The organism is Saccharomonospora amisosensis, from assembly GCF_011761185.1.
Taxonomy (GTDB): domain Bacteria; phylum Actinomycetota; class Actinomycetes; order Mycobacteriales; family Pseudonocardiaceae; genus Saccharomonospora_A; species Saccharomonospora_A amisosensis.
This window is the reverse complement of sequence record NZ_JAAOYM010000003.1, coordinates 137,197-162,763: the sequence shown is the minus strand read 5'-3', so window position 1 is coordinate 162,763 and position 25,567 is coordinate 137,197. Positions and strand designations below refer to the sequence as shown.

Genomic DNA, 25,567 nt, shown 5'->3' with positions numbered 1-25,567 from the left:
GCGTGCGTCATTGCTACGTTGCCTTGCTCACAAGTCTGCGCCCGCTCGGCTTGCCGTGGGTGTGCAAATCCTGCACACCTCGGCTTGGCTAGCTGGTGATCCGCAGCGCCCGCATCCGGTTGTAAAGCGTCGAGCGGCTGATACCGAGGTGCTTGGCGGCGTGCACCTTGTTGCCTCGTGCGGCCGCCAGCGCGGCGGTGATGGCGTCGTGCTCGGCCTGTTCCCAGCCGCTGAGCGCTGGGGCGGCAGCGCTGACGGGGCAGCTCGGGGCGAGGTCACGTGCGGTGATGTCACCGCGGGTGCGGCGGCGGGCGGTCTCGGCGAGCACCGTCGCCAACTCCCGCAGGTTTCCCGGCCACGGTTGGGCCGCCAGCAATTCGAGGGCGCCAGCGGTTAGCCGAGGCGGGTCTTGTGGGACCTGCGCAGCGAGCACCGTCCTGGCCAGCATCGGGATATCGGCCCGGCGGTGCCGAAGCGCGGGCAGTTCGACCCTGCGATGCACCCTCGCCGCGAGCGCGGCCTGCTCACCGCTCAGCTCGGACAGCGGGCCCGTGGTCAGTGCCAGCCAGGCGCGCGACTCGTCGAGCAGGCGGGCGACCTTGGCGGCCAGCACGGGCCCGAGCAGGTGTGCGCCCTCGATCGCGACCAGCCCGGTGTGGGTGCGGGCCAGCTTCTCCAGCTCCGCGTACCAGCGTGACTGCCCTGTGGTGAGGACGTTCTCACCCGACACCGCTACCAGCGGGTGTGCCCCCGCCAGCGTGGCCAGCGCGGTGGTGCGGCCGGAACCCGGCTCGCCGCAGATCAGCACTCGGCGGCGGGAGTGTGCCGCGTTGCGTAGCCGTTCCTCGACGTCCGCGGGCAGCACGCCGCGATGCTCACGGCGGCGGGTGGTCCGCGAGTAGGCGGGTCGCACCGGCGCGATCTCGAACAGCATCCCCGCGTTGACGGAGACCGCCTCCATCCGCACCTCGACTTCGGTGCCGGAGGTCAACCGCAGTCGCCGCACCCCTCTCCTCGTCCGGCTCACGTCCCTGAGCAGGACGTGATCGGCCGGATCGATGAGGTCGACGGCGGCGCTGTTGGCCAGCGCGACGTCCTCGCCGAGCGCGAGCACCGCGCGGCAGCGGTGCTGTGCCGCCTGGAACGCGGCGAGCAGGTGCTGCTGTGCCTGGTTGGACCCCTCCAACAGGCGCTGTTCGATGTCGGCGACCGCGTGCACGAGGAATGGCGCGAGCAGCGGGTTGGTGTCCTCGGCGAGGCCGGTGATGTCGAGGACGCCTTCGAGCCGCTTCGTCGCCGGGTGCACGATCGGGTGGCCGTAGCAGGTGAACCGCTTGAGACCTTCGAGGTAGTGCTCGCTGCCGTGGACGGCGACGCCTCGGCGCAGCTCGAACGGTGTCGCGATTGAGTTGGTGCCGCTGGTGTCCTCGGTGTACCGGCAGCCTGGTATCGCGCTGACGTCGTCCAGTGCGCGTTCCACGGAGCGGCTGCCGAATCGCCTCGCCACGATGCGGCAGTCACGGTCGGCCAGCACCAGGCACAGGCTGGTGTCCCCGAGGTGCCTGGCGATGTCGTCGAGCACCGGGGTGGCCGCACGCAGCAACCTGCTGCGGGGGTCGATGTCGCGTACCTCGAGCCGGTCGGTCGGAGCGCTCGGCTTGAGGCCGCTGAGCTCCGACCGCCGCCATGACTGCGCGATTTCCGGGCGTAGCTCCACGGCGCACTCCTCGTCGAGCGGTGCCTCCATCATGACACCCCGACCTGGAACTGTTCGACTTCGTCGCGCCCGGTCGCCAGGTGCTTTCGGCGCGGTCAGCGAGCCGAGCGAGTCAACCGCCCTTGCTGGCCGGGTGGCCTGCTACTTGATCGCCGCCCTGCCGCCGTGACCGGTGACGGCCGCCTCCCGCGCACCCCTGGTGGCTATGTCTTCCAGCGCGGCCCTGTCGGCAGCGGGCACACGGGCACGTGAGCCCAGTTCGATGATCGGCGGCAGGAACGCGCGCATCAGCTTCAGCGCGCCGACCCATCTCGGCACGTGGATGGTGCGTGCCCGGCGGCGGATGCCCGCCTGCAGGCAGTCGAGCGCGATGTCGAGCGGGTAGGTCTTGCCGATCGGGCCGCCCATGCTCGCGCGGAGCTTGCCGAACACCGGGTGTGCGTCGGCGCTGGACACCAGGTCGGTCCTGATCCAGGTGGGGTGTGCGACGCCGACCTTCACTCCGAGGTGGGCGACCTCGGAGCGCAGGCTGTTGCAGAAGGCCTCGACGCCCGCCTTGGCGGCGGAGTAGTTGGCCATGCCCGGCGCGTGCGCGATCGCGGCGAGTGAGGAGATGGCGAGCAGGTAGCCGTTCCGCTCGATGACGTGCGGCAGGGTGACCCGGAAGGTCCGCCACACGCCGAGGAGGTCGACCTCGATCACCTTCTCGAAGGCCACCGGGTCGATCGAGCGGACGAACCCGGTGGTGGCTATCCCGGCGTTGGCGATGACGATGTCGATGCCGCCGAAGTGCTCCACGACGCCCTTGGTGGCCTGCTCCAGTGCGGTCCAGTCGGTGACGTCGGCTTCCCAGCAGCGAGCGGCCTCGCCGATGCGGGCTGCGACCTTCTCCTGCTCGGCCGCCTCCAGACCGACAAGCGCGACCTTCGCGCCGTCCTCGGCCAGCCGCTCGGCCAGTCCGGCGCCGATTCCTCTCGCTGCCCCGGTGATGAGCACAACCTTGTTCTTCACGCTCTTGCCGGCCAGGAACGCCATTCGTGCCTCCATCGGTGCGTCTCGAAGCGCACCGTACCGTAACTTACTCGCGGTAGGCTACTGCTTGGTAGGAACTTGTCGGGAATGCCCGCACCTCATCGGGCTGTTGCGGAGGACATGACTGCGAACCTGGGTGAGATCGGTATCTGGCGGTGGGCGAACGGGCTGAGCCCGGAACTGGCCGTGGAGGTCGAGCGGCTCGGCTACGGCACGATCTGGGTTGGCGGCTCGCCTCCTGCCGACCTCGAAGTCGTGGACACGCTGCTCGACGCCACCAGCACAATCACGGTGGCTACCGGGATCGTGAACATGTGGAAGGACGACGCCGCATCGGTGGCGCGTTCCTACCACCGAATCGTCGACAAGCACCCCGGCCGGTTCGTGCTCGGCGTCGGCGTGGGGCACCCGGAAGCGACGAAGGAGTACCGCAAGCCCTACGACAAGATGGTGGCCTACCTCGACGAGCTCGACCGCGCGGGCGTTGCCGCTTCGGACGTGGTCCTCGCCGCGCTCGGTCCCAAGGCACTCAGGCTCGCCGCCGAGCGCACCGCGGGGGCGCACCCGTACCTGACCACTCCGGACCACACTCGCTGGGCACGGCAGGTCGTGGGCGAGGGCGTGCTGCTGGCTCCTGAGCAGAAGGTGGTGCTCGACACCGATCCGGAGCGCGCGAGGAACATCGCTCGGCCGGTGGTCAGCAGGCCCTACCTCGGGCTGGTGAACTACGTGAACAACCTGAAGCGACTCGGCTGGTCCGAGCAGGACATCGCAGACGGAGGGAGCGACCGGCTCATCGACGCGCTGGCCGTGCACGGCGACGCCGAGACTGTCGCACGCGGGGTCAGGGAACACCTGCGAGCCGGTGCCGACCACGTTTGCGTACAGGCTCTTCCAGTCGACGCCGACCCGTTGCCCACCTACCGCGCGCTAGCCAAGGAGCTGCTGTGACCGGCGCCGTAACTGGCGCGCCGCGACGTGGCGGCGACCCTCGTAGGATTGCGGGGTAAAGCGCCCGCTCTCGAGGAGGACAGCCGATGCCCATCGCCACACCCGAGATCTACGCCGAGATGCTGGACCGGGCCAAGGCGAACGAGTTCGCGTACCCGGCCATCAACGTGACCTCGTCGGAAACCCTGAACGCGGCCCTGCGCGGCTTCGCGGAGGCTGAAAGCGACGGGATCATCCAGTTCTCCACCGGTGGCGCCGAGTTCGCATCGGGGCAGAAGGTGAAGGACATGGTGACGGGTGCGACCGCGCTGGCCGAGTTCGCGCACGTCGTCGCGGCCAAGTACCCGATCAACGTCGCGTTGCACACCGACCACTGTCCCAAGGACAAGCTCGACGGCTTCGTGAACCCGCTGATCGAGATCTCCAAGGAGCGCGTCAACGCGGGCAAGAACCCGCTGTTCCAGTCCCACATGTGGGACGGCTCCGCCATCGACCTCGACGAGAACCTCAAGGTAGCGGCCGACCTGCTGGAGCGCACCGCCGCCGCGAAGATCATCCTTGAGGTTGAGATCGGCGTCGTCGGCGGTGAGGAGGACGGCGTCTCCAACGAGATCAACGAGAAGCTCTACACCGCGGAGGGTGACTTCCTCAAGACCGTCGACGCGCTGGGAGCCGGTGAGAAGGGCAGGTACCTGCTCGCGGCGACGTTCGGCAACGTGCACGGCTCCTACAAGCCGGGCGCGGTGAAGCTGCGGCCCGACGTGCTAAGGCGCGGGCAGCGGGTGGCCGAGGAGAAGCTGGGGCTTGCTGAGGGCTCGAAGCCGTTTGAGCTGGTGTTCCACGGCGGGTCCGGGTCGCTGCTGGAGGAGATCCACGAGGCGGTCTCCTACGGCGTGGTGAAGATGAACGTGGACACCGACACCCAGTACGCGTTCAGCCGACCCATCGCGGATCACATGTTCAAGAACTACGACGGGGTGCTGAAGATCGACGGCGAGGTCGGCAACAAGAAGGTCTACGACCCGCGCAGCTACCTCAAGGTCGCGGAAGGCTCGATGGCTGCCCGGGTTGTCGAGGCGGCGCAGAACCTGAAGTCGGCGGGCAACAAGCTGTAGGCGCGACGGCGGTTCGTCGCGGGCGGTGTGCCCGCGACGAGCCGTTCCTTTTTACGATGGCTTTCCATGATGCCGAGACGAGTGGTGGCCGCGGTTCTGATCGTGGCCCTGGTGCTGGCAGGTGCCACCACTATGCTCACGTTGCTGCTGTGAAGGCTCGCTTCGACCGGTACGGCAGAATGACCTCATGATGCACGGCAACCTGTTGGAACCGGACGCGACCAAACTGCCGGATCGGCCGCAAGCGCAGGCCGCCATGGACACCGGCACCGACCCGGCCGAGGTCGCCGCGGAGTATCTCGACTTCAGTGAGGCGTGGGCCGCGCTCGCCGAGCGCGCTATCGCGCGGGAGGAACTGGTCGCCGCCTACGCCTACGCCCGCACCGGCTATCACCGTGGGCTCGACCAGTTGCGCAGGGCGGGTTGGAAGGGATTCGGTCCCGTGCCGTGGTCACACCGCCCCAACCAGGGTTTCCTGCGCGCACTCGCCGCACTCGCCAAGGCAGCCGGTCGCCTCGGCGAGGACGACGAGTACGAAAGGTGCAGGCAACTCCTCGCCGACTCCGACCCGGCCGCCGTCGAGGCGACCGGGCTGTAGTAGCGGCTTGCTGCTACTCGTTTCAGCGTGACTCGTCGCAGGATGACTCGTCACAGCGCTGCATCGCCGTTCAGCAGCGGTCGAGCATGTCGGCGAGTGCGGCGTGCTCGGCCTCGTCGACGGTGAGTTCCCAGCGGTACTTGACGTTGATCCACATGCTGGCGTAGGTGCACCAGTAGCTCTGCCTCGGCGGTTTCCACTCGTCGGGCGACTTGTCACCCTTCTCCTGGTTGACGTTGTCCGTCACCGCGATCAGTTGCGGGCCCTCGAGGTCGTTGGCGAAGCGTTCGCGTTTCGCGGTGGTCCACTCCGAGGCGCCGGTGCGCCAGGCGTCGGCGAGCGGCACGACGTGGTCGATGTCGACATCGGAAGGCTCCGACCACGTGTCCCCGTCGTAGGGGCTGGTCCAGGTTCCGGACGTGGGATAGCAGTCGTTGCCGGTTTCGACGTTGTCGCCGTCGCGTGCCAGCACGGTCTCGCGGGTGTTGCAGTTGTCGCCCTGGTCGCTCCAGTGCGGGAACTTGTCGCGGTCGTAGCCGTCCGGTGAGCCTTCCGGGGCCACCGTCAGTTCCGCCAGTTGCGCTCGTGCCGTGGCCTCGTCCGGGATTCCAGGAGGGTCGGCCACGGCGGTCACGTTGGCGCATGCCATGAGCGTGAAGGCGGCACTCAGCGTGGTCAGTCCTTGCCAGAGAGTGCGGGGTTTCGGCACTGCGAACCTCTCAGCCGTTTCCGTGGTGAGGTGGGTCGGTTCCAGACTGTGGCTGAGTAGGGTTACGTGATCAACACTTTCGGGTTAACTGGGGGGCCGGACGAGCCGAAGATCCTCCGTATGCCGGTACCAGGTCCAGCGGTCGATCGGCCGAGGGTGGGGTACGCCGTCGGACATCGGGACCAGCGGGTCGCAGCCGAGCTGGAACGCCCGCGAAGTGAAGACGTCCCTGCGCCTGCGCAGCCGCCCCCTGGTGACCGTGACGACGAGGCCTTCGGCGGCTACGTCACTCGGGTGCACGACTACCGAACGGGCCTCACCCCGCAACGCCACGGTGTCGTCGCAGTACGCGATCCCACGCACCCGGGGTAGTTCGCCCTGCCCGACCAGCACGCCGCCTACGTCGTCCCTGATCAGCGGTACCGGCCGGTCCGGGCCCGTCAGCGCGAGCCGCATGGCCTTCCCTGGGTCGGTCGGCAGCCGCCACAGCGCGGCGACAGCCGAGCGGGGGTCCGTGGGGACATAGCCGACCGTCGTCTCGGCCACCAGGTTCTTGCGTAGCAGCCGTAGCACCACGGCCGCGAGGTCGGCGTCGGTGCCCGCGACGACAAGCGCCGGGGTGAGCAGTGGATCGACGTCGGCCTTGCCGGGGCGGGCGGGAACCGATTCGATGCGAGCCTGCCCGGCGGGTGGCAGCGAGTCGGCGGCGTCACCGCAAGCCAGCACCAGTCCACGCACGCGAAACTCCTCGGTTAGGCTCATGCACCGGCAATTCTTGCGCCTGCCGTCTATTACCAGGAGTGTCACATGCCGGCGATCGTGCTCATCGGCGCCCAGTGGGGCGACGAAGGCAAGGGCAAGGCCACCGATCTGCTCGGCGACCGGGTTCAGTGGGTGGTCCGCTACCAGGGCGGCAACAACGCGGGACACACGGTGGTGCTGCCCGACGGGCAGGACTTCGCGCTGCACCTCATCCCTTCCGGAATCCTCACGCCAGGGGTGACCAACGTGATCGGCAACGGCGTGGTGGTCGACCCTGGTGTACTGCTCGACGAACTGGCGGGACTTGAGCAGCGCGGCGTCGACACCGCAGGGCTGTTGATCTCGGCGGACGCGCACCTGATCATGCCGTACCACGTGGCGATCGACAAAGTCACCGAGCGCTACCTGGGCGCGAAGAAGATCGGCACGACCGGGCGGGGTATCGGCCCGTGCTACCAGGACAAGGTCGCCAGGGTTGGCGTGCGGGTGCAGGACCTGCTGGACGAGAAGATCCTGCGGCAGAAGGTCGAGGCGGCGCTGGAGTTCAAGAACCAGGTGCTGGTCAAGGTCTACAACCGCAAGGCGCTCGACCCGGGCGAGGTCGCCGACACGGTGCTCGAGCAGGGCGAGCGGTTCGCCCACCGCATCGCCGATACCCGGCTTGAGCTGAACAAGGCGCTCGAACAGGGCCAGACCGTGCTGCTGGAGGGCTCGCAGGGAACCCTGCTCGACGTCGACCACGGCACCTACCCGTTCGTGACCTCCTCCAACCCGACCTCCGGCGGCGCGAGCGTCGGCTCGGGCATCGGACCGGGCCGCATCACGACGGTGCTCGGCATTCTCAAGGCCTACACCACCAGGGTCGGCTCCGGTCCCTTCCCTACGGAGTTGCTCGACGAGGCAGGTGAGAACCTGCGCAAGGCGGGCGGGGAATTCGGCGTCACCACAGGCCGCTCGCGGCGCACCGGCTGGTTCGACGCGGTCATCGGCCGCTACGCGGCGCGCGTGAACGGCATCACCGACTTCTTCCTCACCAAGCTCGACGTGCTTTCGGGGCTGGAGCGGGTGCCGGTGTGTGTGGCGTACGAGGTGGACGGCTTCCGCACCGACGACATGCCGATGACCCAGACGGACGTGCACCACGCGTTGCCGATCTACGAGGAACTGCCCGGCTGGTGGGAGGACATCAGCCAGTGCCGGTCCTTCGAGGAACTGCCCGCCAACGCGCGTGCCTACGTGGAGCGGCTGGAGGAACTCCTCGGCGCGCGGATCTCCGCCATCGGCGTGGGGCCGGGCCGCGAGCAGGCGATCGTGCGCCACCAGTTCATCTAGCCGAACCGTCGGCCCGAAGCAGTTCGTCGATCGCCTCCAGCACAGCGGCGACGGCCGGAGCGGCCCTCGCGCCTCGCCGGGTGCAGGTGAGGAACCGGCGCGACGGCGCCGTGCCGCTGACCCCCACGCCGCACACGTCCGCGCCAGGAGGAAGCTGTGCCAGGTTCGGGAACAGCGCCACGCCGAGTCCCAGCTCGACCAGCGAGGCGACGAGACTGGAGTCGCACGCCTCGTGCGCGATCGTGGGGCTGAAACCGGCAGCCGCGCAGGCGGCGAGCACGTGCACGCGCCACGCATCACCGGGCGGCCCGATGATCCACGGCTCTGCGGCCACCTCTGACAGTTCGACACAGCGCCGCCCCGCGAGCCGGTGACCGCAGGGCAGCAGCAGGTGAAACGGATCGTCCAGCAGCGGGCGCTGGTCGAACCGCTGGTCGCCTGCAGGCGGGTTGCCAGGGATGGCCTCCACCACCGCGATGTCGATCTCACCGTTGAACAGCAGGTCGAAGCACAGCGGTGTCTCGGCCTCTCGCAACCGCACCGTCAGCGCCGGGTATCGCTCCCGAAGCGCAGCGGTGACCGGACCGAGGAATCGGCACATGGCGGTGGGGAACCCGGCCAGCCGTACCACCCCGGCCGGCTGGCCGGCTGTGGCGTGCAGTTCCGTCTCCGCCTGCTGCCACCTGGCCTCGATGGCATCGGCGTGTGCGAGCAGGGTGCGGGCACCGCCGGTGAGCCTGACCTTGCGCCCGTGCGGCTCAAGCAGCGGGACACCGAGTTCTCTGCCCAGCTGGCGAATCTGCTGCGACGCCGCTGAGGGCGTCAGGTGCAGTGCCCTCGCCGCGGCGGTGACCGTGCCGTAGTAGTCGACCGCTCGCAGGACGGTGAGCCTGCGCAGGTCAATCATGTAGGTGATTCTTCACGATCGAATCCAGAAATCCAACCTGGACCTGCACGCCCGATGCCCCCATGCTGGCTTGCATGAGTACCTGCCCGTTCTGCGGCTGGCCCGACGAGGACCCGTACGCGGTGGTGTCACGGCACCGAACCCCGGATGGCGAGACGGTATGGACGCGTTGCGCGTGCGGCTCGCTCCAGGCTCGGGTGGTGAGTACGGGCGGGGTCGTGATCTCCGCGCGCGGCCGACCGTCGCGCGAGGTCGCACGCTGCGAGGACGGAGCTTGACCTGGAGTGCACTCCAGGTGCGACTCTGGTTCGGTGAGCTTCTATTCTCCGGCCGAGGTCGCCGAGAAGACCGGCTTCAGCATCGACACCCTCCGCTACTACGAGAAGATCGGCCTGCTGCGCGGCATCGACCGTACGCCGGGTGGGCGGCGCCGGTTCACCGACGAGGACCTGGGGCTGCTGCGGCTGCTGCGCTGCCTGCGCGACACCGAGATGCCGATCGCACAGATGTTGCGGTACGTGGATCTGTTGCACGACGGGCAGGCGGGGGTGCGGCAACGCCTCGCCATCCTCGTCGAACACGACCAGCGGGTGGAGCAACAGATCAACCGGCTGCTGGAGCACCGGCGGCTGATCCGGCGCAAGATCGAGAGGTACAGCGCGGCCGCCTGCGACGGTGACCGCATGCTCGAGGCCGCCGGACAGGGAAACTGAGCGGCGGCCTCGAGAGTGTGCTGAGTCAGCGCCGCTGCCGCGCCGCCTCCACCGCGATGTCCGGCTGATCCGCGAACACCCCGTCGATGCCGGTGGCGAGGAAGGTCTCGTACTCGGCGAGGATGTCGCCCCAAGCCGCCGGGTCGTCGGAGGAACGCAGCTCGGCGGGCAGGAACGCGTTCTCCGCGCGGAACGTCCACGGGTGCACGGCAAGGCCAAGCCGGTGCGCGTCGTCCACCAGCGCCGTCGGCTCGGTCAGGTAGCCGTTCTCGTCGCGCGGGATGATCCGGTCCTTGGTGGGGCCGAGGCCGTCGGCGTAGGTGGCGATCTCGGCAAGACCCTCCGGCGTCACCAGGTCGTCGTAGGTCCTTGGGTCACCAGAGGCGACGAAGTCGTAGGGCGCTCCTGAACCGCCGATCAGCTGCACCAGCGGAACCCGCAACGTGCGGTTCAGCTCGACGAGGTTGCCTACCTCGAACGACTGCACGTACACCTTCGCGTTGGGCCGGTCCAGCCCGTTTCGCCGCAGCGCGCGCACCAGCGCCGGTTCGAGCGCGAGCCCCTGCTGCCGGAAGTACGTCGGGTGCTTGGTCTCCGGGTAGATGCCGATCTCCCGGTGCAGTTCCCGCGACAGCCGCTTCGCCAGGTCGATGACCTCCTGCAGGGTCGGAATCTGGTAGCGGCCGTCGTAGATCGTGTTGTTCGGACGCAGTTGCGGAATCCGTTCCTGCGCACGCAGCGTCTTGAGTTCGGAGAGGGTGAAGTCCTCGGCGAACCACCCGGTCACCGGTTCGCCGTCCACCACCTTGGTGGTCTTGCGATCGGCGAACTCCGGGTGGCTGGCCACGTCGGTGGTGCCGCCGATCTCCGGTTCGTGTCTGGCGACCAGCACGCCGTCCTTCGTGGTCACCAGATCGGGCTCGATGTAGTCCGCGCCCATGCGCGCGGCGAGTTCGTAGCTGGCGAGCGTGTGTTCCGGTCGGTAACCGGACGCACCACGGTGTCCCACGACGACGAAGCCGCTTTCGGCACCCGCTTCCTTCGGTGCCGCGTCGGCCGGACTCGCAGGGCCCGCTACGCCGGTGATGCTCAGCACGGCGAAGCCGGCCATGGCGACGGCGGTCACTCGTCTTAGTGTCAACAGCGTCATTCTGCCTTCTCTCCTGTGCCGTCCTGGATCCGTCGCAACCTTGCTCGGGGATGGCGACCTTCGCACGACGGGGCGGCGGCAGTAAGGAGACATGCCGGTGAACGAAGGGCGACCCGCGCCGCTTACGCTGTGGCCGTGCGCGTCCTGGTTATCGGCTCCGGAGCCCGTGAGCACGCCCTGGCACTGGCCGCCTCCCACGACCCGGCGGTGACGGCGCTGGGCTGCGCGCCCGGCAACGCGGGCACGGCCGCGCTCGCGGAGGCCGTCGGTGTCGACCTGACCGAGGTGTCCGACATCGCCGCCGCGGCGGTGCGGTGGAAGGCCGACCTCGTCGTGATCGGTCCGGAGGTGCCGCTTGTCGCGGGCGCGGCCGACGCCGTACGCAAGGCGGGTATCGCTTGCTTCGGGCCGTCGGCGCGGGCGGCCCGCATCGAGGGTTCCAAGTCGCTCGCCAAGGAGATCATGGCGGCGGCCAAGGTGCCGACGGCACGCAGTGAGGTTGTGGACAACCCGGCCCACCTCGACGCCGCGCTCGGACGGTTCGGCCCCACCTGGGTGGTGAAGGACGACGGGCTGGCCGCTGGCAAGGGCGTGGTGGTGACCGGCGACGTCGAACGTGCCCGCAAGCACGCGCTGATGCTGCTCGACGGCGGCCACCCCGTGGTGCTGGAGTCCTTCCTGGACGGTCCGGAGGCTTCGCTGTTCTGTCTTGTCGACGGCCGAACCGTGGTGCCGTTGCTGCCCGCGCAGGACTTCAAGCGCGTCGGCGACGGTGACACCGGCCCCAACACCGGCGGCATGGGCGCCTACGCGCCGCTGCCGTGGGCGCCGCCCGGACTGGTCGACGACGTGGTGTCGGCCGTCGTGCAGCCCGTTGTCGACGAACTAGCGTCGCGAGGCACCCCGTTCTCAGGGCTGCTGTACGCCGGGTTGGCACTGACGACGCAAGGCCCACAGGTAATCGAGTTCAACTGCCGTTTCGGCGACCCGGAGACGCAGGCCGTGCTGGCTTTGCTTCGCACCCCGATCGCGGGGCTGCTGCACGCGACGGCCACGGGGTCGCTGGCCGATCACCCGCCACTGGAGTGGGCCGACGGCGCCGCCGTCACGGTCGTGATCGCCGCTGACGGTTACCCCGGAAGGCCGCGCACCGGCGACGTCGTCAGCGGAAGCGAGGCGGAAGGTGTGCTGCACGCGGGTACCCGCCGCCGCGACGACGGCGCCGTTGTCTCCAGCGGTGGCAGGGTGCTGTCGGTGGTGGGCACGGGCGACGACCTGGCGGCCGCGCGGGAACAGGCCTACGAGCGGGTCGCCAAGGTGCACCTGCCGGGTGCGCACCACCGCACGGACATCGCGCTGCGCGCCGTGCGTGGCGAGATCGTGGTGCCGACCGGTTAGCCCGGTTTCGCGCGCGCGAACGGAATCGGTGGCCAGGTTTCCGTCCCGAGTTCAGGCCACGGCCACACTCCGGTTGGTAGCCTGCTTACGGAAACCGGCTGGCTACCGCACGTAGCAGGGGGTGTGCAGATGTCACGGGACGGTGAGCTGCCTCGGTCGTTGACCACCATGTTCGGTTCCGCCGCCGACACTCAACTCGCCGCGAGCGTGCCACCGGTGCCCGGTGCCGCCGACCTCAGGGTGGCTCCTGACCAGATCCTCGCGGTCGCCAAGGTCATCGAAGAGCAGGCGGCTTCGTTGCAGCGCGAACTCGCGCAGCGGTTGGAGGCGTTGCGGATTCCCTCGCCATCGCAGGACATCGTGTCAACGCACGCCGTCGCGGCCTGGAACGAGGTGATCGCGGGTGGCGAGGGCTCGTACGAGCAACGCGTGCGCTCCTACGTGCGGCAACTGCGCGGCCTGGCCGAGCGGTTGCGGGCCGCGAGTGCCGAGTACGGGGCCAGCGAGGAAGAGAAGGCCGCCGCCTTCGGTGACCGCCGTGGCTTCGACGGCTAGCAGCGCCGCACCGGCCCGGCTCCCACCGGTCACCGCGGCCTTGGCATTCACCGGATTGGTCGCCGTGCTGGTTTCGAGCTGTACGGCCACCCGTACCGGCTCCGCGAGCTCGGGTCCGGCGGCAAGCGCCGAGTCCGCGCGGCCCACCCTCGACCGTCCCCACGAGCTGGCGCTGACCGGTCTGGACCCGTGCTCGCTGTTCACCGAGGAACAGTTGGACGAGCTGAAGGTGAACAGCACGCCGCATTCGGAACACTCAGGCAGACAGGGCCCGACGTGCTCACTGGATGTGGACCGGTCGTCGCCGTACTACAGCTATTACGTCGAACTCGTCACCGAAGCCGATCTCACCGAATGGACGCAGGGCCCACGCGCCGAAGAGGTCATGGTCAATGAGCGGATCGACGTGGAGTCCTATCCGGCGCTGCTGCACTACGCGAGAGGCTCCAGCGCAAGCGACTGCGAGACGCTCGTCGGGGTGGCGCGTGGGCAGACGTTGCGGGTGCAGTTCTACCCGACCGACCCCGGCGAGTTCAGCCAGGCACGGATGTGCGAGCTGGCGCGGCACGCGGCCACGCTCGCGGTGAAAACCCTGCAGGGCAGGAGGTAGGAACCGACATGGACAACCTCGACATCACCGCGCTGGCCGACCGGATCAGCAGCCACCGCTTCGACGGCTACACCGACAACATGCTGGCCGACGAGATCGACAGGTTCCGCTCCGGCGCGAGCACCAGTGGGATCGCCGACGCCGTCGACGCGTTGAAGGCGGTCGCGGCCACGCTCGCCGAGACCGAAGCCACCCTCAGAACCGAGCTCGGCAAGTTGGGTGTGCGGTGGCAGAGCCAGGCGGGCGCGGAGGCCGGCTCGGCGGTCGCGGCGCAGGCGTCGTTCTCCGAGCAGGCGGTCGAGAAGGTCAACGACTCCGCCGAGCGGATCTTCGCCCAGGGTGATGCCTTCAGCCGTACCCTGCATCAACTCCCCGATTCACAGACCCTGCGAGAAGGTTCCGGCGGCTACACCACGCTCGACTCCATGATCAGCCTGCTCGGCTTCGAGACCGACAACGTCGTCAAGGTCGCGCGGGCGCGGGAGGCGCGGGAACAGGCGACCAGGGCGTTGAACGACTACGCGGCGCTCAGCGGGGAGAACTTGGCAGGGGTTCGCAGGTTGGAGGCCGAGCCGAGGCCGTTGCGGGTCGAGACCTCGCCGCGCGTGCCCAGTTCGATCGACGCGGGCGGTGGTCCCGGCGACGTCACGGTCGCGGCCGGAGCGGGCGGCACCGCGCCGTACCCGTCGAAGCCGGCCGCTCCGACGGCCGTCACCGGGGGCGCGGGAACGCCGTGCCCGCCGTCGGTGGCGGCAGCACCAGTACCGCCTGCGTCGGCTCCGGCGAAGGGCAGCGGGGCTTCCTCGGTCCCCTCGCCGGTTTCACCCGCGACCACCGCACCGAGCAGCGCGCCGCCCGCTGCTGCCTCGGCACAGCCTTCGGGCTTGCCGGGGCCCGTCGGCGCCACGCCCGGCAAGCAGCCGGAACAGCTTCGCGGCGCACCGCCGGGAAGCGGGGCGGGGGTTCCGATCGGCCCCGGCTCGGGCGCGAGCGTGCCCGTCGAACGCGCGGACGGACAGCTCAGCGCGGGTATTTCCGGTGCCGGACAGCAGCCAGGGCGCGTGGGCGCTGCGCAGGGCGCGGTTCCGCCCGCTGCGGGGATCGTCGGCAAGCCGGGCGCTCCCGGCGCCGGGTCACCCGGTGATCAGCAGCCGGAGCCGCTGCCCAAGGGCAAGTCGTTCGGTGCGGCACCACAACCGCCCGGCCTGCAGCAGGGTGGGCTGAGTGGCGCCACGACGGCGGGCTCGGTCCCACGGCCCGGTGTGTCGGCGAACGACATCGGCGCGGGCGCCGCCGCGATCGGCGCCGGTGGTGTGGCGGGGGCGCTGAGCGGGGATGGTGAACGCAGGGGACGTGGTGTGGGGCGCAGCGCGCCGGGCGCGGCGCGTTCGCCGCACCAGCTGGCCATCGGTGACCTCCCGGAAGAGGAGTCCAGGGCGCAGCGCCACTCCGAGCGGCTCAACCCCGGTCACGGCGAGCGCACGACGGGGTTCCTGGAGCGCGCGGGAGCGGCGCAGGGGGAGGCCGACGACGCGCACGTGCGGCGGTACGGCGTGGACGACAGCGACCTGTTCGGTGACGACCGCATGGTGGCTCCCGACCTGATCGGCGACGACGACGCGGACGGCCGCCTGTGAGCACACCGGGGGGTGGCAGCCTCGTGCTGTCGGCCCTGGAGTTCGACGTGTTGTGGCAGGCGCAGCGGTTGCCACGGCGACACGTGGCGCTCGATGTTCCCAGCCCCGGGGTCACCCACGCCGAACGCGCGCGGCTGGTCGAGCAGGCATGGGAGTCGCTCGCGCGGCGCGGGTTGGCACGGGGTCGCGAACCGTCGGTGGAGCTGGTCGACATGCTCGGTCTGCTCGCCAACCCGAAGGTCAGCGTCGATGTCTGGGTGTGGGTCGAGCGGCAGATCTCAGGACTGGCGGCGGGCTCGGGTCGAGAGGCGCTGCTCGGCGTTGTCGACGGCGACGAGGTGTGGCTCATTCCGGTGAGTGACAGCGCGCTCGCGGAGGCGGCGGTGTCCGTGGCGGGTGAGCCGGCGCCCGGTGTCGGCCGTTCGGTGAGCGTGCCGCACGACGTGCTGGTCGCGGCCGACGCCGAGGCCAAAGGTAATGCGAAGGCACTGGTCACAGCCCTCGAGGATCGCGGTGTCGCGCTGTGGGAGGCGCAGGAACTGGCGGGAATGCTGCTGGGCACCCTCACCCGAGGTCAGTTCGGTGCGCAACGGCTTGGCAGGGACGGCCGCACCAGGCGTGCCGGCAGGGTGATCGCCTTCCACGACACCGACGCCGGGCGGTACCTGTTCCAGGTTCGGCCCGGTGAAGACGGCAGGGACTGGGCGACGGTGACGCCGTCGGACAACGCGTTGCTTGCCGAGCGCGTAAGGGAACTGCTCGACGAGGTCTGAACATGCCGGCCAGGGATGAAGGAACCACCGGGGTGGGGTGGACGTCGTATCGGCGCCAGCCGAAGTGATGCGAAGGAGAGGGCGAGACGGTGCCGGTGTACGACGCCGAGTCGATGAACATCACGGCGGGCCAGGTCGATCGCATCGCCGAGGACTTCCGCAGGTCGAAGGCGGCGATGCGGGGCGTGGAGGGGGTAAGCCCGTTCGGTGAGGTGGAGGACCCCGACAACCCGGAGCAGGTTTCGGCGACGCTTCACTCGTTCACCACGGGAATGCGGGCCGAGTTCGACGCGGCGGCTTCCCTGGTGTCCGCCGCGGGCACGGCGCTGCGCGACGCCGTGCGTGCCATGACCGAGACCGACACGGTCGCGGCCGACAACCTGACCCTTCGGGACGTGCGATGACCGGCGCGGGGATGCCGCCCGAGTGGGCCGATGTGGAACGTGCGGCGGCCAGGGTGGACAAAGTGGACCCTGGCCGGATTCAGGAGGTCGCGCGGCAGTTCGACGAGGCGTCGAGGAACACCGGTGATCACACGGCGGCGCTCACCGGCGCGGCGGCACCGCTTAGGGACGGTGGCGTGTGGGAAGGTCCTGCCGCCGACGCGTTCTTCGACTACGTCGCCAAGGTGGCGAACGCGGGGAACAAGGTCAGGGACAAGCTGGACGAGGTGGCGGTGGAGCTGACCTCGTTGCAGGAGACGCTGGCGAACACCAAACGCCAGATCGAGAGCATCAAGCACGACGCGAGGAGCGGCATCGACGACCGCAACAACGAGGCGCAGCGGCGGGCCGACGCCGCCGAAGCCGAAATGCGTGCCTATCGCGAAGGCGACCGGGACGCGCCACCTTCGCCGACGGCGGAGGAGATCATCCGCGCCGCGGGCGAGGCCAACAGCGCCACGGCGGCCCAGGCCGCTCGCCGCATCGACGACCTGCTGGGTCAATCAGGCGACGCGATCCGGCGGGCGCAGGAGCTGATGAAGACCCAGGTGTCCGGCGGCTTCTCCAGCGTTCCGCCTCCCGGTTCCGCCGGCTCGCGGCTGGGGTCCACGTCGGGTGCCGGTGGTGGCGGCGACGGTTCCGGGGGTGGTGGTTCCGGGGGTGGCGGCGGGCTCGCAGGGCTGGGCCCCAGCGGCGGTCCCCCCTCGAGTGGCCCCCCGCCCGGCAATGTCGAGCAGTGGATTCGCGAGGCGATCGAGATCCTGCGGGCAAGCGGCATTCCGGTCACCGAGGACAACATCGACGAGATCTGGACGATCATCGAGAAGGAGTCGGGCGGAAACCCGCACGCGCTCAACGACTGGGATTCCAACGCTGCGAAGGGAACCCCCTCCAAGGGATTGATGCAGTGCATCGACCCCACTTTCGACGCCTACAAGCTGCCAGGACACAGCGACATCTGGAACCCCGTGGACAACATCATCGCGGGCGTGCGCTACACCTTCGACCGCTACGGTGGTTTCGAGGGACACCCCGGGTTGAAGTCGATGGCGGCGGGCGGCGGTTACCAGGGCTACTGACCAGCCCGGCTACCGGTGCGGCACCTAAGGTGGCGTGCATGGTCGAGTTCGCCCCGTTCCCTGGCCCTTCCCACCGCAGCGACGTGGCTCCCTTCCACGTCATGGAGGTCCTTTCCGCCGCGCAGGCGCGGCAACGCAGCCACGGTGACGTCGTCTCGCTGTGCGCGGGACAGCCGACCGCGGGCGCGCCCGCCCCGGTCATCGAGGCCGCGCAGCGGGCACTGCGCGAAGGCGACCTCGGCTACACGGTCCAGTTGGGAATCCCCCGGCTGCGCGAGGCGATCGCCGGACACTACGAACGGTCCTACTCGCTGGAGGTAAGTGAGGCCGACGTCATCGTCACCACCGGCTCCTCCGGTGGTTTCCTGCTGGCGTTCCTGGCCGCGTTCGACGCGGGTGACCGGGTGGCGATGGCCCGACCAGGCTACCCGGCCTACCGCAACCTGCTGTCCGCGCTCGGCTGCGAGGTGGTCGAGTTCGCCGTCGACGAGAGCACGCGGTTCCAGCCCACAACCGAGCTGCTCGACGAACTCGGCGACATCAAAGGCCTGGTCGTGGCGAGCCCGAGCAACCCGACCGGCACGGTACTGCCACCCGGTGAGCTGGCCGCCATCGCGGGTTGGTGTTCGGCGCGAGGTGTGCAGCTGATCAGCGACGAGATCTATCACGGCATCTCCTACGAGTCGGAGGTCGGCTGCGCGTGGCAGACCTCGAACGAGGCGGTGGTGCTCGGCTCGTTCTCCAAGTACTTCGCGATGACGGGCTGGCGGCTCGGTTGGATGCTCGTGCCGCAGCGCCTGCACCGGGCGGTGGACGTGCTCACCGGCAACTTCAACATCTGCCCTCCCGCGCTCGCCCAGCACGCGGCGATCGCGGCGTTCACGCGGGAGTCCTACGCCGAACTCGACGCGAACGTCGCCCGCTACCGCGGCAACCGTGACGTGTTGCTCAGCGGGCTCGCCGGGATCGGTCTCGACCGGGTGGCACCGGTCGACGGCGCGTTCTACGCCTATGTCGACGTTTCGGCGCACACCGACGACAGCCTCAGCTGGTGCCAGCGACTGCTCGCGGACACGGGTGTGGCGATTACGCCGGGGATCGACTTCGACCCGGTGAACGGTGGACGTTTCGTGCGGTTCTCCTTCGCCGGGTCGCGGGCCGAGGTGGCCGAGGGGGTTCGCAGGCTGGGCGGCTGGCTGTGACCGGCTCAGGGGGAACCCCGAGTTGTCCCTGAACGTTGGTCTGGTATGGCGCCAGCCGCGCCAAGCCGTGCCACTCTGGGGTCAGCGAAGGGTTACACGCGACAGCAGCGGAGGAAGCACATGTTCTGGAAGATCGTCGGGGGCCTGCTCCTGGCCTGGGTCGCGTTCATGGTGATCGGTTCTGTCATCGGCTTCCTCGTGGAGGCGGTGTTCTGGATCGCGTTGATCGCGGGGGCCGCGTTCCTCGGTACGGCGGCGTACGGCGCTATCAAGGGTGGCGGCAAGAACAAGCAGATCCGCTCCTGATCGACCGGCGAGCATGTCGATCGTCGTCGGGGTGCTTTCGCTGCTGCTGACGATCGCTTTCGTTGGCGCGGGCGGCGCGCGGCTCGCCGGGGCGAAGCCGATGCGGGCATACTCCGAGCATCTCGGTCTGTCGGCAGGCGTGAGCAGGACGATCGGCGCGCTCGAACTCGCGGCCGCAGCTGGGCTGATCGCGGGCCTGTGGGTGCGTCCGGCCGGCCTGGTCGCTTCCATCGGACTGGTATTTCTGCTGGTGGCAACCGTGGCAAGGCACGTGAGCGCAGGTGATCCCCCGGCGTTGGCCGCGCCACCCGCCGCGCTCGGGGTGCTCGCGGTCGCCAACGCGGTGCTGCTCGGGCTGGTCTGAGCCGGCCGCGACGCTACAGCAGCGCGCGCGCGGCTTCGGCGCCCCGCCAGATGTGGGCGCGCAGTCCGGCCGCGCGGGCCGCCGCCACGTTGGTTTCCCGGTCGTCGAGGAACACGCACTCGCCGGGGTCACAGTCGAGCCGGGACAGCAACAGCTCGAAGATCTCGGCGTCGGGCTTGGCCATTCGCAACTCGCCTGAGAACAGCCGCAGCCGGAAGTGCTGTGCCCAAGGTTGCCGCCCCGCGAAGCTGGCGAACGAGGCGGGCGCGTTGGACAGCAGGGCCAGCGGTGAGCCGGCCCCCGACAGTGTCCGCAGCAGCCGCACACTGCTCGGCTCGATCCTTGACCAGCCGTGGATGTCGATGCGGGTCAGCTCCGTGACCGTCGCATCATCGACGTCCACACCCACGGTGTCGCCGACCGCCTGCCAGTAGTCGGTGTCGGAGGCGCCTCGATCGTAGGCGTCGCGGTGGGCCCAGTACGCGCGCCGGAAGTCCTCCTCCGGCACGTTCAGCCGCCGCGCAAGCACCGGCAACGCCGTGGTACGCGAGCACAGCACCTCCCCGTAGTCGAACACCACCCATCGACCGGTCACCGGCCGCCCTCCTTGATCCGCCGCAGTGCCTCGTCCACGTCTTCTCCTGTCACGTCCCGGTGCAGCACGAACCGCACCTTGCCCGCCATCGGCAGCGCGAGCACTCCGAGCTCGCGCAGCGACTCGAGCGTGAGCCGCACGTCGGGCACGGCGGCGAGCACGATGTTGGTCTGCGGCTTACTGACACTCCAGCCGAGCTCGGCGAGTCCGGTGGCCAGGGTGGTGGCTTTCTCGTGGTCCTCGGTGAGCTCGCCGACGCGGTCCAGCGCCACGAGGCAGGCGGCGGCGAGTACGCCGCCCTGCCTGACCCCGCCACCGAGCATCTGTCGCACCCGCCTTGCTTCGTCCACGAACTCGGCACTGCCCGCCACGACCGAGCCGACGGGGGCGCCGAGGCCCTTGGAGAAACAGGCGGACACGGTGTCCACACCTACGGTGAGGGCGGCGGGCGGCAAGCCGAGCGCCGCCGCCGCGTTCCACAGCCGCGCTCCGTCGAGGTGCACGTTCAGCCCCACGTCCCTGGCCGCCGCCACCAGTTGCGCGTGCTCGTCCGGCGGTGTGATGGCGCCGCCCGCGGCGTTGTGGGTGTTCTCAAGGCACAGCAGCGTTGTTCGCAGCACGTAGTAGGGCCCCGATCTGGTGCCCGCTGCCGCCCGTACCGTCGCGGGAGTGGGTCTGCCCGGTCCCGCGTCGTGTTCGAGCGGCTCGGGCATCCCGCCCGCGAGCCAGGCTGCCGAGCCCAGTTCGTTCGTCAACACGTGAGCGCCGCGCGTGGCGAGGAAACGGTCGCCCCGGCGCAGGTGCACGCTGAGCGCGATGAGGTTGGCCATCGTGCCGCTGGGTGTCCACAGTGCCGAGGCCGTCGCGAGTACGTCCGCTGCGCGGTCCTCCAACTCGCGAATGGTGGGATCGGTGTCGATGACGTTGTCGCCGACTTCCGCCCGCGCCATCGCCGAACGCATCGCGTCATCGGGCTGCGTGATGGTGTCCGAACGGAGGTCGATGGGCGGAAACGTTCCGAAGGTCACAGCTCGATCACATCACACGGTTAGTTGATCTCACAACAGGCACCGGGCAGGCGCCGCGGCGTGAACTCGTGCAACCTGTGGGCGGGGTCGCTCCGTCCTTGAAGCAGACAACACAACCGACCGGAGACCATCGCGTGGACCACCGCGACGAGCAGGAGTTCGCGGAGTACTTCGCTGCCAAGCGGGACTCCGTGCGCCGGACCGCGTACATGCTCTGTGGCGACTGGCACCGCGCCGACGATCTCGCGCAGACGGCGTTCGTCGCGCTGCACCGGCGGTGGCGCAAGATCCGCGACCGGGCGGCGACCGACGCCTACCTGCGCACAACGCTGGTGCGGGCGGCCATCGACGAGTCGCGCCGTCCCTGGCGCAGGGAGCGGCAGGCCGAGCAGCTTCCCGAACCGCCGGATGTGGACGACGCGCTCGCCGACCGCGTCGCGACCCGTGAGGACCTGCTCGCGGGCCTGCGGAAGGTGCCGTCCAGGCAGCGGGCGGTGCTCGTGCTGCGGTACTTCGAGGGACTCGACGTCGCCGGGGTGGCCAGGGTTCTCGGATGCAGCGAAGGAAACGTGAAGAGCCAGACCGCGCGGGGACTGGCGAACCTGCGTGAGGCGCTTGGAGAGGAGGTGGACACCCGTGGATGAGGGTGAGCTGCGGCAACTGTTCCGCGAAGCGCCGGGCGAGCCGCCCGAACCGACCTTCACCGCGCAGGACGTGGTCACCGCCTCGCGCAGGACGACCGCCAGGCGGCGCGCGGCCGTCGCGGGAGTGGCCGCCGCCGTCGTGCTGGTCGCCGGGGTGGGGGGCACCGTGGGTGTGCTGCTCGGCGACGGCTCGGGGTCGGAGACCGGGACTCTCTCGCCCGCGCTCGCGCCGGAACAGGGGCAACCGGGTGAGGGCCGGGCACGTCCCCCCAGCATCGAAGGCTTCCCCGGTGTCTCGCCGAAGCAGGGCGGCGAGGCAGGGGAGGACGGCCCTCGGGCCGACAGCACCGGACGGTGCGAAAAGGTCGATCGGGAGCTCGCCGCCGCCCTCGCTGGCGAGCTCCCGATCGGCGCCGCTGAGCAGGCCTCGACTAGCCCGGTGTGCCCCGCCGGTTCCCGCGCCGCGGCCTACCGCGTCGAGGAGGGGACGGTTTCCGTGGTGCTGGTGGCACCCGGGGTGGCGCCGCAGCTGCCGCGACAGCCGAGGGGCACTGCGATCGCCGAGCGCGACTCGCCGCAGGGTGGCACATTGCTCGTGGTCAGCATCCCCGCCCAGGAGTCGACCGTGGCCCCGTTCGCCGACCAGCTGGAACGCGTCGCCGCCGCGCTGGCCGCCCGGTTCTGAACCACCGGCCGCGGCGGGGAGTCAGCCGGTGGTTGGCGCACCCGGCTGGCAGACTAGCCGGCCATGACGTCAGCAGCGAGCACGCCGAAGGGCGAGCGGCGGCGGGCCGCGCTTGTCGCCGCCGCGGCAGAGCTGCTCGTGGAGGGTGGCTTCGACGCGATCCGGCACCGCGCCGTCGCTGATCGCGCGGGCCTCCCACTGGCCTCGACCACCTACTACTTCGACTCGCTCGACGACCTGGTGTATGCCGCCATGGAGCACTACGGCCGCTCCGAACTCGCGCGTGGCCGGGAACGGCTCGCCGGGCTGAGCGTCGAGCAGCGTGGCGTGGACACCCTGGTTGAACTCGTCCTGGACCAGTTACTCGGCGCCGACCCCGATTACGACGCGGTGCTGCTGCGATACGAGCGGCTGGTAGGTACCGGCCGTAGGCCGTACCTGCGTCCGCTGATGCGTACTCTGGCCGCCGAGTTGCGGGAACTGCTGACCGAAAGCTTCGTCAGGTCCGGTGTCGATGTGGACGCGCGGCGGCTGGAACAGCTCATCGCCTTGGTGGACGGTGCCGTGGTCAACGCGCTCATCGAGGTGGACCCCGACCCAAGGGCGGTGGCGGCGCGGATGCTGCGCGATGCGCTCAGCGATTGAGCACTGCGCCGAGTGGCAGGCCGAGGACACGTTCTTCGTTGCCGATGGCTTCGACGCTCGAGTACGACCAGCGCCTTGGTGGCATGCTGACAAGTGGTGGTTGTACCGGCGGATCACCTCGCGTGGCGCACCGAACACGGCACTGATCATCGCGAACTCCCCGCCGAGGTGGGCACCAAGTTGTGACCACCCCGGTGCCGCGAATGTGACCAGGCAGGCCGGATAGCCTGACGGGCGTGACCGAAAAGCCTCGGATCCCGAACGTCCTCGCGGGCCGCTACGCCTCGCCCGAGCTGGTGGTGCTGTGGTCGCCGGAGCACAAGGTCAGGCTGGAGCGGCAGTTGTGGCTGGCCGTGTTGCGTGCGCAGGCCGAACTGGGCGTGGCTGTGCCCGACGGCGTGCTCGCCGACTACGAGCGCGTGCTCGACCGCGTCGACCTCGGTTCCATCGCCGGGCGGGAACGGGTGACGCGTCACGACGTGAAGGCCCGCATCGAGGAGTTCAACGCGCTCGCCGGGCACGAGCACATCCACAAGGGCATGACCTCGCGCGATCTCACCGAGAACGTCGAGCAATTGCAGGTGCGCCGCTCGCTGGAGCTGGTGCGCGACCGGGTGGTGGCGGTGCTCGCCAGGCTCGGCTCGCTCGCGACCGAACACGCCGACCTGGTGCTGGCAGGCCGATCGCACAACGTCGCCGCACAGGCCACCACCCTCGGCAAGCGGTTCGCGACCGCGGCCGACGAGCTGCTGGTGGGCTTCGAGCGGCTGGAGGAGTTGCTCGCCCGCTACCCGCTGCGTGGTGTCAAGGGGCCGGTCGGCACCGCGCAGGACATGCTCGACCTGCTCGGCGGTGACGCCGCCGTGCTCGCTGAGCTGGAGCGGCGCGTTGCCGCGCACCTTGGTTTCGAGCGGGTGCTGACCAGCGTCGGCCAGGTCTACCCCCGGTCGCTGGACTTCGAGGTGGTTTCGGCACTGGCGCAGCTGGCGGCCGCCCCTTCCAATCTGGCCACCACCATCCGACTCATGGCGGGCCATGAGCTGGTCACCGAGGGATTCCAGCCCGGCCAGGTCGGTTCGTCCGCTATGCCGCACAAGATGAACACCCGCTCCTGCGAGCGGGTCAACGGCCTTGCCGTTGTGCTTCGCGGCCACCTCGCCATGGTGGGTGAGTTGGCGGGCGACCAGTGGAACGAGGGCGACGTGTCCGACTCGGTGGTGCGCAGGGTCGCGCTGCCGGACGCGTTCTTCGCTATCGACGGCCTGCTGGAGACCTTCCTGACCGTGCTCGGCGAGTTCGGGGCCTTCCCGGCCGTCGTCGAGACCGAGCTGGCCCGCTACCTGCCGTTTCTTGCCACCACGAGGGTGCTCATGGCGGCGGTTCGCGCCGGGGTGGGCAGGGAGACCGCTCACGAGGCGATCAAGGAACACGCCGTGGCGGTCGCGTTGGCGATGCGCGAGCGAGGGCAGGCCGAAAACGACCTGCTCGACCGGCTGGCGGCCGACGATCGAATCCCGCTGGACCGGGCCGAACTGGCCGAACTGCTCGCCGATCGGCTCTCGTTCACGGGGACGGCACGCACACAGCTCGACACGGTCGTCGGCAGGGTCGAGGAGATCCTGAAGCGCTACCCCGACGCTGCGGCGTACCGGCCTCGGCCGATCCTGTAGGCAGCGCGGCATGGGGGCGCTCCTGCTGTTCGGTTTGGCCGGGTTTCTCGCCCAGTTCGTCGCGGGCGTGCTCGGCATGGGCTACGGGATGACGTCGACGACCATGCTCGTGGCGTTCGGCACCGCTCCCGCGCTCGCGTCGGCCTCGGCTCACTTCGCGCAGGTGGGTACGTCACTGGCCGCTGGGCTCTCGCACTGGCGGTTTCGCAACGTCGATTGGCGGACGGTGGGAATCCTCGCCGTGCCCGGCGCGGTCGGTGCCGTGGTGGGTGCCTTCTTGCTGGCCTCATTCTCCGGAGACTTCGCGACCGGATGGATCAGCGTGATCCTGTTCGCGTTGGGGCTCTACGTGCTGGTCAGGTTCGCCTTCCTGCGGCTGGGCAAACTGATCACGAACAGGCGGCCGGGTGCGCGGTTCCTTGCCCCGCTCGGCTTCGTCGCCGGGTTCATCGACGCCACGGGAGGGGGCGGCTGGGGGCCGGTCGCCACTACGACGCTGCTGTCCAGCGGGCGATTGGCACCGCGCATGGTGGTGGGTTCGGTCGGCGCGGCGGAATTCGTGGTGACGGTCGCGGCCAGCCTGGCGTTCCTCGTGGCGCTCTCGCTGCACGAGATGAACTTCGTCGTCGTGATCGGCCTGCTGGTCGGCGGTGTGCTCGCGGCGCCCATCGCGGCGTGGCTGGTACACCGGATGCCACCGAGGTTGCTCGGCACGGCGGCTGGTGGGCTGATCATCCTCACCAACGGCTGGCTGTTGCTCGGTGTGCTCGGCTTATCCCAGCCCGCTGTCACGGTGGTGTACGCCGGTCTCACGCTGCTGATCGCGGCGGCGTTCGTCGCGGCGGTGCGCTCGATGCGCGCGGAGAAGCGGATGAACGCCCTGATCGGCGAGGACGGTTCGGTGGCGAACGAGATCGCGGGTCGCTGAGGTTACCGCTGGTCTTCAC

At 69.7% G+C, this 25,567-nt stretch carries 28 protein-coding genes; 20 read left to right on the top strand and 8 right to left on the bottom strand.

Features of this window, described 5'->3' with window-relative positions:
• Positions 1-88 precede the first annotated feature (88 nt).
• A complete protein-coding gene (locus tag FHU38_RS26305; RefSeq protein WP_243852812.1) occupies positions 89-1,750 on the bottom strand; it encodes a sigma-54-dependent Fis family transcriptional regulator in 1,662 nt (553 codons plus the stop codon).
• A gap of 108 nt (positions 1,751-1,858) precedes the next feature.
• The gene (locus tag FHU38_RS26300; protein ID WP_208417063.1) at positions 1,859-2,752 is read right to left on the bottom strand and encodes an SDR family oxidoreductase; all 894 of its coding nucleotides are present in this window, start codon (positions 2,750-2,752) and stop codon (positions 1,859-1,861) included.
• Positions 2,753-2,869: 117 nt separating this feature from the next.
• Here FHU38_RS26300 and FHU38_RS26295 point away from each other — a divergent pair, with 117 nt between their 5' ends.
• The 3 genes from FHU38_RS26295 (at position 2,870) to FHU38_RS26285 (ending at position 5,413) form a co-directional block, all read left to right on the top strand.
• Entirely contained in the window at positions 2,870-3,700 is an 831-nt protein-coding gene (locus FHU38_RS26295; RefSeq protein WP_167177509.1) for an LLM class F420-dependent oxidoreductase, read from the top strand.
• A gap of 86 nt (positions 3,701-3,786) precedes the next feature.
• Positions 3,787-4,815 carry a class II fructose-bisphosphate aldolase gene (gene fbaA / locus FHU38_RS26290; RefSeq protein ID WP_167177507.1) on the top strand — a complete coding sequence of 343 codons (1,029 nt, stop codon included), beginning with the start codon at positions 3,787-3,789 and terminating at the stop codon, positions 4,813-4,815.
• Positions 4,816-5,002: 187 nt separating this feature from the next.
• A complete protein-coding gene (locus FHU38_RS26285; protein ID WP_208417062.1) occupies positions 5,003-5,413 on the top strand; it encodes a DUF3151 domain-containing protein in 411 nt (136 codons plus the stop codon).
• A gap of 70 nt (positions 5,414-5,483) precedes the next feature.
• Here FHU38_RS26285 and FHU38_RS26280 read toward each other — a convergent pair whose 3' ends face one another.
• Together FHU38_RS26280 and FHU38_RS26275 are read right to left on the bottom strand one after the other, a co-directional pair.
• Entirely contained in the window at positions 5,484-6,062 is a 579-nt protein-coding gene (locus tag FHU38_RS26280) for an HNH endonuclease family protein (RefSeq protein ID WP_208417098.1), read from the bottom strand.
• Between the two features lie 144 nt (positions 6,063-6,206).
• Positions 6,207-6,860 (bottom strand): hypothetical protein, encoded by a 654-nt coding sequence (locus tag FHU38_RS26275; RefSeq protein WP_167177728.1) that lies wholly within the window; start codon positions 6,858-6,860, stop codon positions 6,207-6,209.
• Positions 6,861-6,929: 69 nt separating this feature from the next.
• On the opposite strand from FHU38_RS26275, the gene FHU38_RS26270 reads away from it, so the two are divergent.
• Positions 6,930-8,216 (top strand): adenylosuccinate synthase, encoded by a 1,287-nt coding sequence (locus FHU38_RS26270; RefSeq protein ID WP_167177503.1) that lies wholly within the window; start codon positions 6,930-6,932, stop codon positions 8,214-8,216.
• On the opposite strand, the gene FHU38_RS26265 is transcribed toward FHU38_RS26270, so the two are convergent.
• Complete coding sequence (locus FHU38_RS26265) at positions 8,209-9,123, bottom strand: LysR family transcriptional regulator (protein WP_167177501.1); 915 nt, start codon at positions 9,121-9,123, stop codon at positions 8,209-8,211. The genes FHU38_RS26270 and FHU38_RS26265 overlap by 8 nt on opposite strands.
• A 311-nt stretch (positions 9,124-9,434) precedes the next feature.
• Here FHU38_RS26265 and FHU38_RS26255 point away from each other — a divergent pair, with 311 nt between their 5' ends.
• Positions 9,435-9,836 (top strand): MerR family transcriptional regulator, encoded by a 402-nt coding sequence (locus FHU38_RS26255; protein ID WP_167177497.1) that lies wholly within the window; start codon positions 9,435-9,437, stop codon positions 9,834-9,836.
• A gap of 25 nt (positions 9,837-9,861) precedes the next feature.
• Here the strand turns inward: FHU38_RS26255 and FHU38_RS26250 are convergent, their stop codons facing one another.
• The gene (locus FHU38_RS26250; protein WP_167177727.1) at positions 9,862-10,947 is read right to left on the bottom strand and encodes a glycerophosphodiester phosphodiesterase; all 1,086 of its coding nucleotides are present in this window, start codon (positions 10,945-10,947) and stop codon (positions 9,862-9,864) included.
• A gap of 174 nt (positions 10,948-11,121) precedes the next feature.
• Here FHU38_RS26250 and purD point away from each other — a divergent pair, with 174 nt between their 5' ends.
• From purD to FHU38_RS26200, 10 genes are all read left to right on the top strand, one after another.
• Entirely contained in the window at positions 11,122-12,384 is a 1,263-nt protein-coding gene (gene purD, locus FHU38_RS26245) for a phosphoribosylamine--glycine ligase (protein WP_167177495.1), read from the top strand.
• Positions 12,385-12,513: 129 nt separating this feature from the next.
• The gene (locus FHU38_RS26240; protein ID WP_243852811.1) at positions 12,514-12,939 is read left to right on the top strand and encodes a PE domain-containing protein; all 426 of its coding nucleotides are present in this window, start codon (positions 12,514-12,516) and stop codon (positions 12,937-12,939) included.
• Positions 12,923-13,549, top strand: a complete 627-nt coding sequence (locus FHU38_RS26235; RefSeq protein ID WP_313886913.1) for a DUF3558 domain-containing protein — start codon at positions 12,923-12,925, stop codon at positions 13,547-13,549. The genes FHU38_RS26240 and FHU38_RS26235 overlap by 17 nt, the downstream gene beginning before the upstream one ends.
• A gap of 8 nt (positions 13,550-13,557) precedes the next feature.
• Complete coding sequence (locus tag FHU38_RS26230; protein ID WP_167177491.1) at positions 13,558-15,186, top strand: magnesium chelatase; 1,629 nt, start codon at positions 13,558-13,560, stop codon at positions 15,184-15,186.
• The gene (locus tag FHU38_RS26225) at positions 15,183-15,959 is read left to right on the top strand and encodes an ESX secretion-associated protein EspG (RefSeq protein ID WP_167177489.1); all 777 of its coding nucleotides are present in this window, start codon (positions 15,183-15,185) and stop codon (positions 15,957-15,959) included. The genes FHU38_RS26230 and FHU38_RS26225 overlap by 4 nt, the downstream gene beginning before the upstream one ends.
• A gap of 89 nt (positions 15,960-16,048) precedes the next feature.
• Positions 16,049-16,363: a hypothetical protein gene (locus FHU38_RS26220; RefSeq protein ID WP_167177487.1), complete on the top strand. Its 315-nt coding sequence runs from the start codon at positions 16,049-16,051 to the stop codon at positions 16,361-16,363.
• On the top strand, positions 16,360-17,481 hold the full coding sequence (locus tag FHU38_RS26215; protein WP_167177485.1) for a transglycosylase SLT domain-containing protein: 1,122 nt from the start codon (positions 16,360-16,362) through the stop codon (positions 17,479-17,481). The genes FHU38_RS26220 and FHU38_RS26215 overlap by 4 nt, the downstream gene beginning before the upstream one ends.
• Before the next feature lie 38 nt (positions 17,482-17,519).
• Positions 17,520-18,683 carry a pyridoxal phosphate-dependent aminotransferase gene (locus FHU38_RS26210; protein WP_167177483.1) on the top strand — a complete coding sequence of 388 codons (1,164 nt, stop codon included), beginning with the start codon at positions 17,520-17,522 and terminating at the stop codon, positions 18,681-18,683.
• Between the two features lie 120 nt (positions 18,684-18,803).
• Entirely contained in the window at positions 18,804-18,989 is a 186-nt protein-coding gene (locus tag FHU38_RS26205; protein ID WP_009157080.1) for a hypothetical protein, read from the top strand.
• 13 nt (positions 18,990-19,002) lie between these two features.
• Complete coding sequence (locus FHU38_RS26200) at positions 19,003-19,353, top strand: DoxX family protein (protein WP_167177481.1); 351 nt, start codon at positions 19,003-19,005, stop codon at positions 19,351-19,353.
• A 13-nt stretch (positions 19,354-19,366) separates the two neighbouring features.
• Here FHU38_RS26200 and FHU38_RS26195 read toward each other — a convergent pair whose 3' ends face one another.
• Positions 19,367-19,948 carry an HAD-IA family hydrolase gene (locus FHU38_RS26195; protein WP_167177479.1) on the bottom strand — a complete coding sequence of 194 codons (582 nt, stop codon included), beginning with the start codon at positions 19,946-19,948 and terminating at the stop codon, positions 19,367-19,369.
• Complete coding sequence (locus FHU38_RS26190) at positions 19,945-20,976, bottom strand: threonine aldolase family protein (RefSeq protein WP_167177477.1); 1,032 nt, start codon at positions 20,974-20,976, stop codon at positions 19,945-19,947. The genes FHU38_RS26195 and FHU38_RS26190 overlap by 4 nt, the downstream gene beginning before the upstream one ends.
• Positions 20,977-21,110: 134 nt before the next feature.
• On the opposite strand from FHU38_RS26190, the gene FHU38_RS26185 reads away from it, so the two are divergent.
• The 5 genes from FHU38_RS26185 (at position 21,111) to FHU38_RS26165 (ending at position 25,548) form a co-directional block, all read left to right on the top strand.
• Positions 21,111-21,620, top strand: coding sequence for a SigE family RNA polymerase sigma factor (locus tag FHU38_RS26185; RefSeq protein WP_167177475.1), 510 nt, complete (start codon positions 21,111-21,113; stop codon positions 21,618-21,620).
• Complete coding sequence (locus FHU38_RS26180) at positions 21,613-22,305, top strand: hypothetical protein (RefSeq protein WP_167177473.1); 693 nt, start codon at positions 21,613-21,615, stop codon at positions 22,303-22,305. Before FHU38_RS26185 ends, FHU38_RS26180 begins: the two co-directional genes overlap by 8 nt.
• A 63-nt stretch (positions 22,306-22,368) precedes the next feature.
• On the top strand, positions 22,369-22,950 hold the full coding sequence (locus FHU38_RS26175; RefSeq protein WP_167177471.1) for a TetR/AcrR family transcriptional regulator: 582 nt from the start codon (positions 22,369-22,371) through the stop codon (positions 22,948-22,950).
• Positions 22,951-23,186: 236 nt separating this feature from the next.
• Positions 23,187-24,620 carry an adenylosuccinate lyase gene (gene purB, locus FHU38_RS26170; RefSeq protein ID WP_167177469.1) on the top strand — a complete coding sequence of 478 codons (1,434 nt, stop codon included), beginning with the start codon at positions 23,187-23,189 and terminating at the stop codon, positions 24,618-24,620.
• Between the two features lie 10 nt (positions 24,621-24,630).
• A complete protein-coding gene (locus FHU38_RS26165) occupies positions 24,631-25,548 on the top strand; it encodes a sulfite exporter TauE/SafE family protein (protein ID WP_167177467.1) in 918 nt (305 codons plus the stop codon).
• The last annotated feature ends 19 nt before the right edge of the window (positions 25,549-25,567 follow it).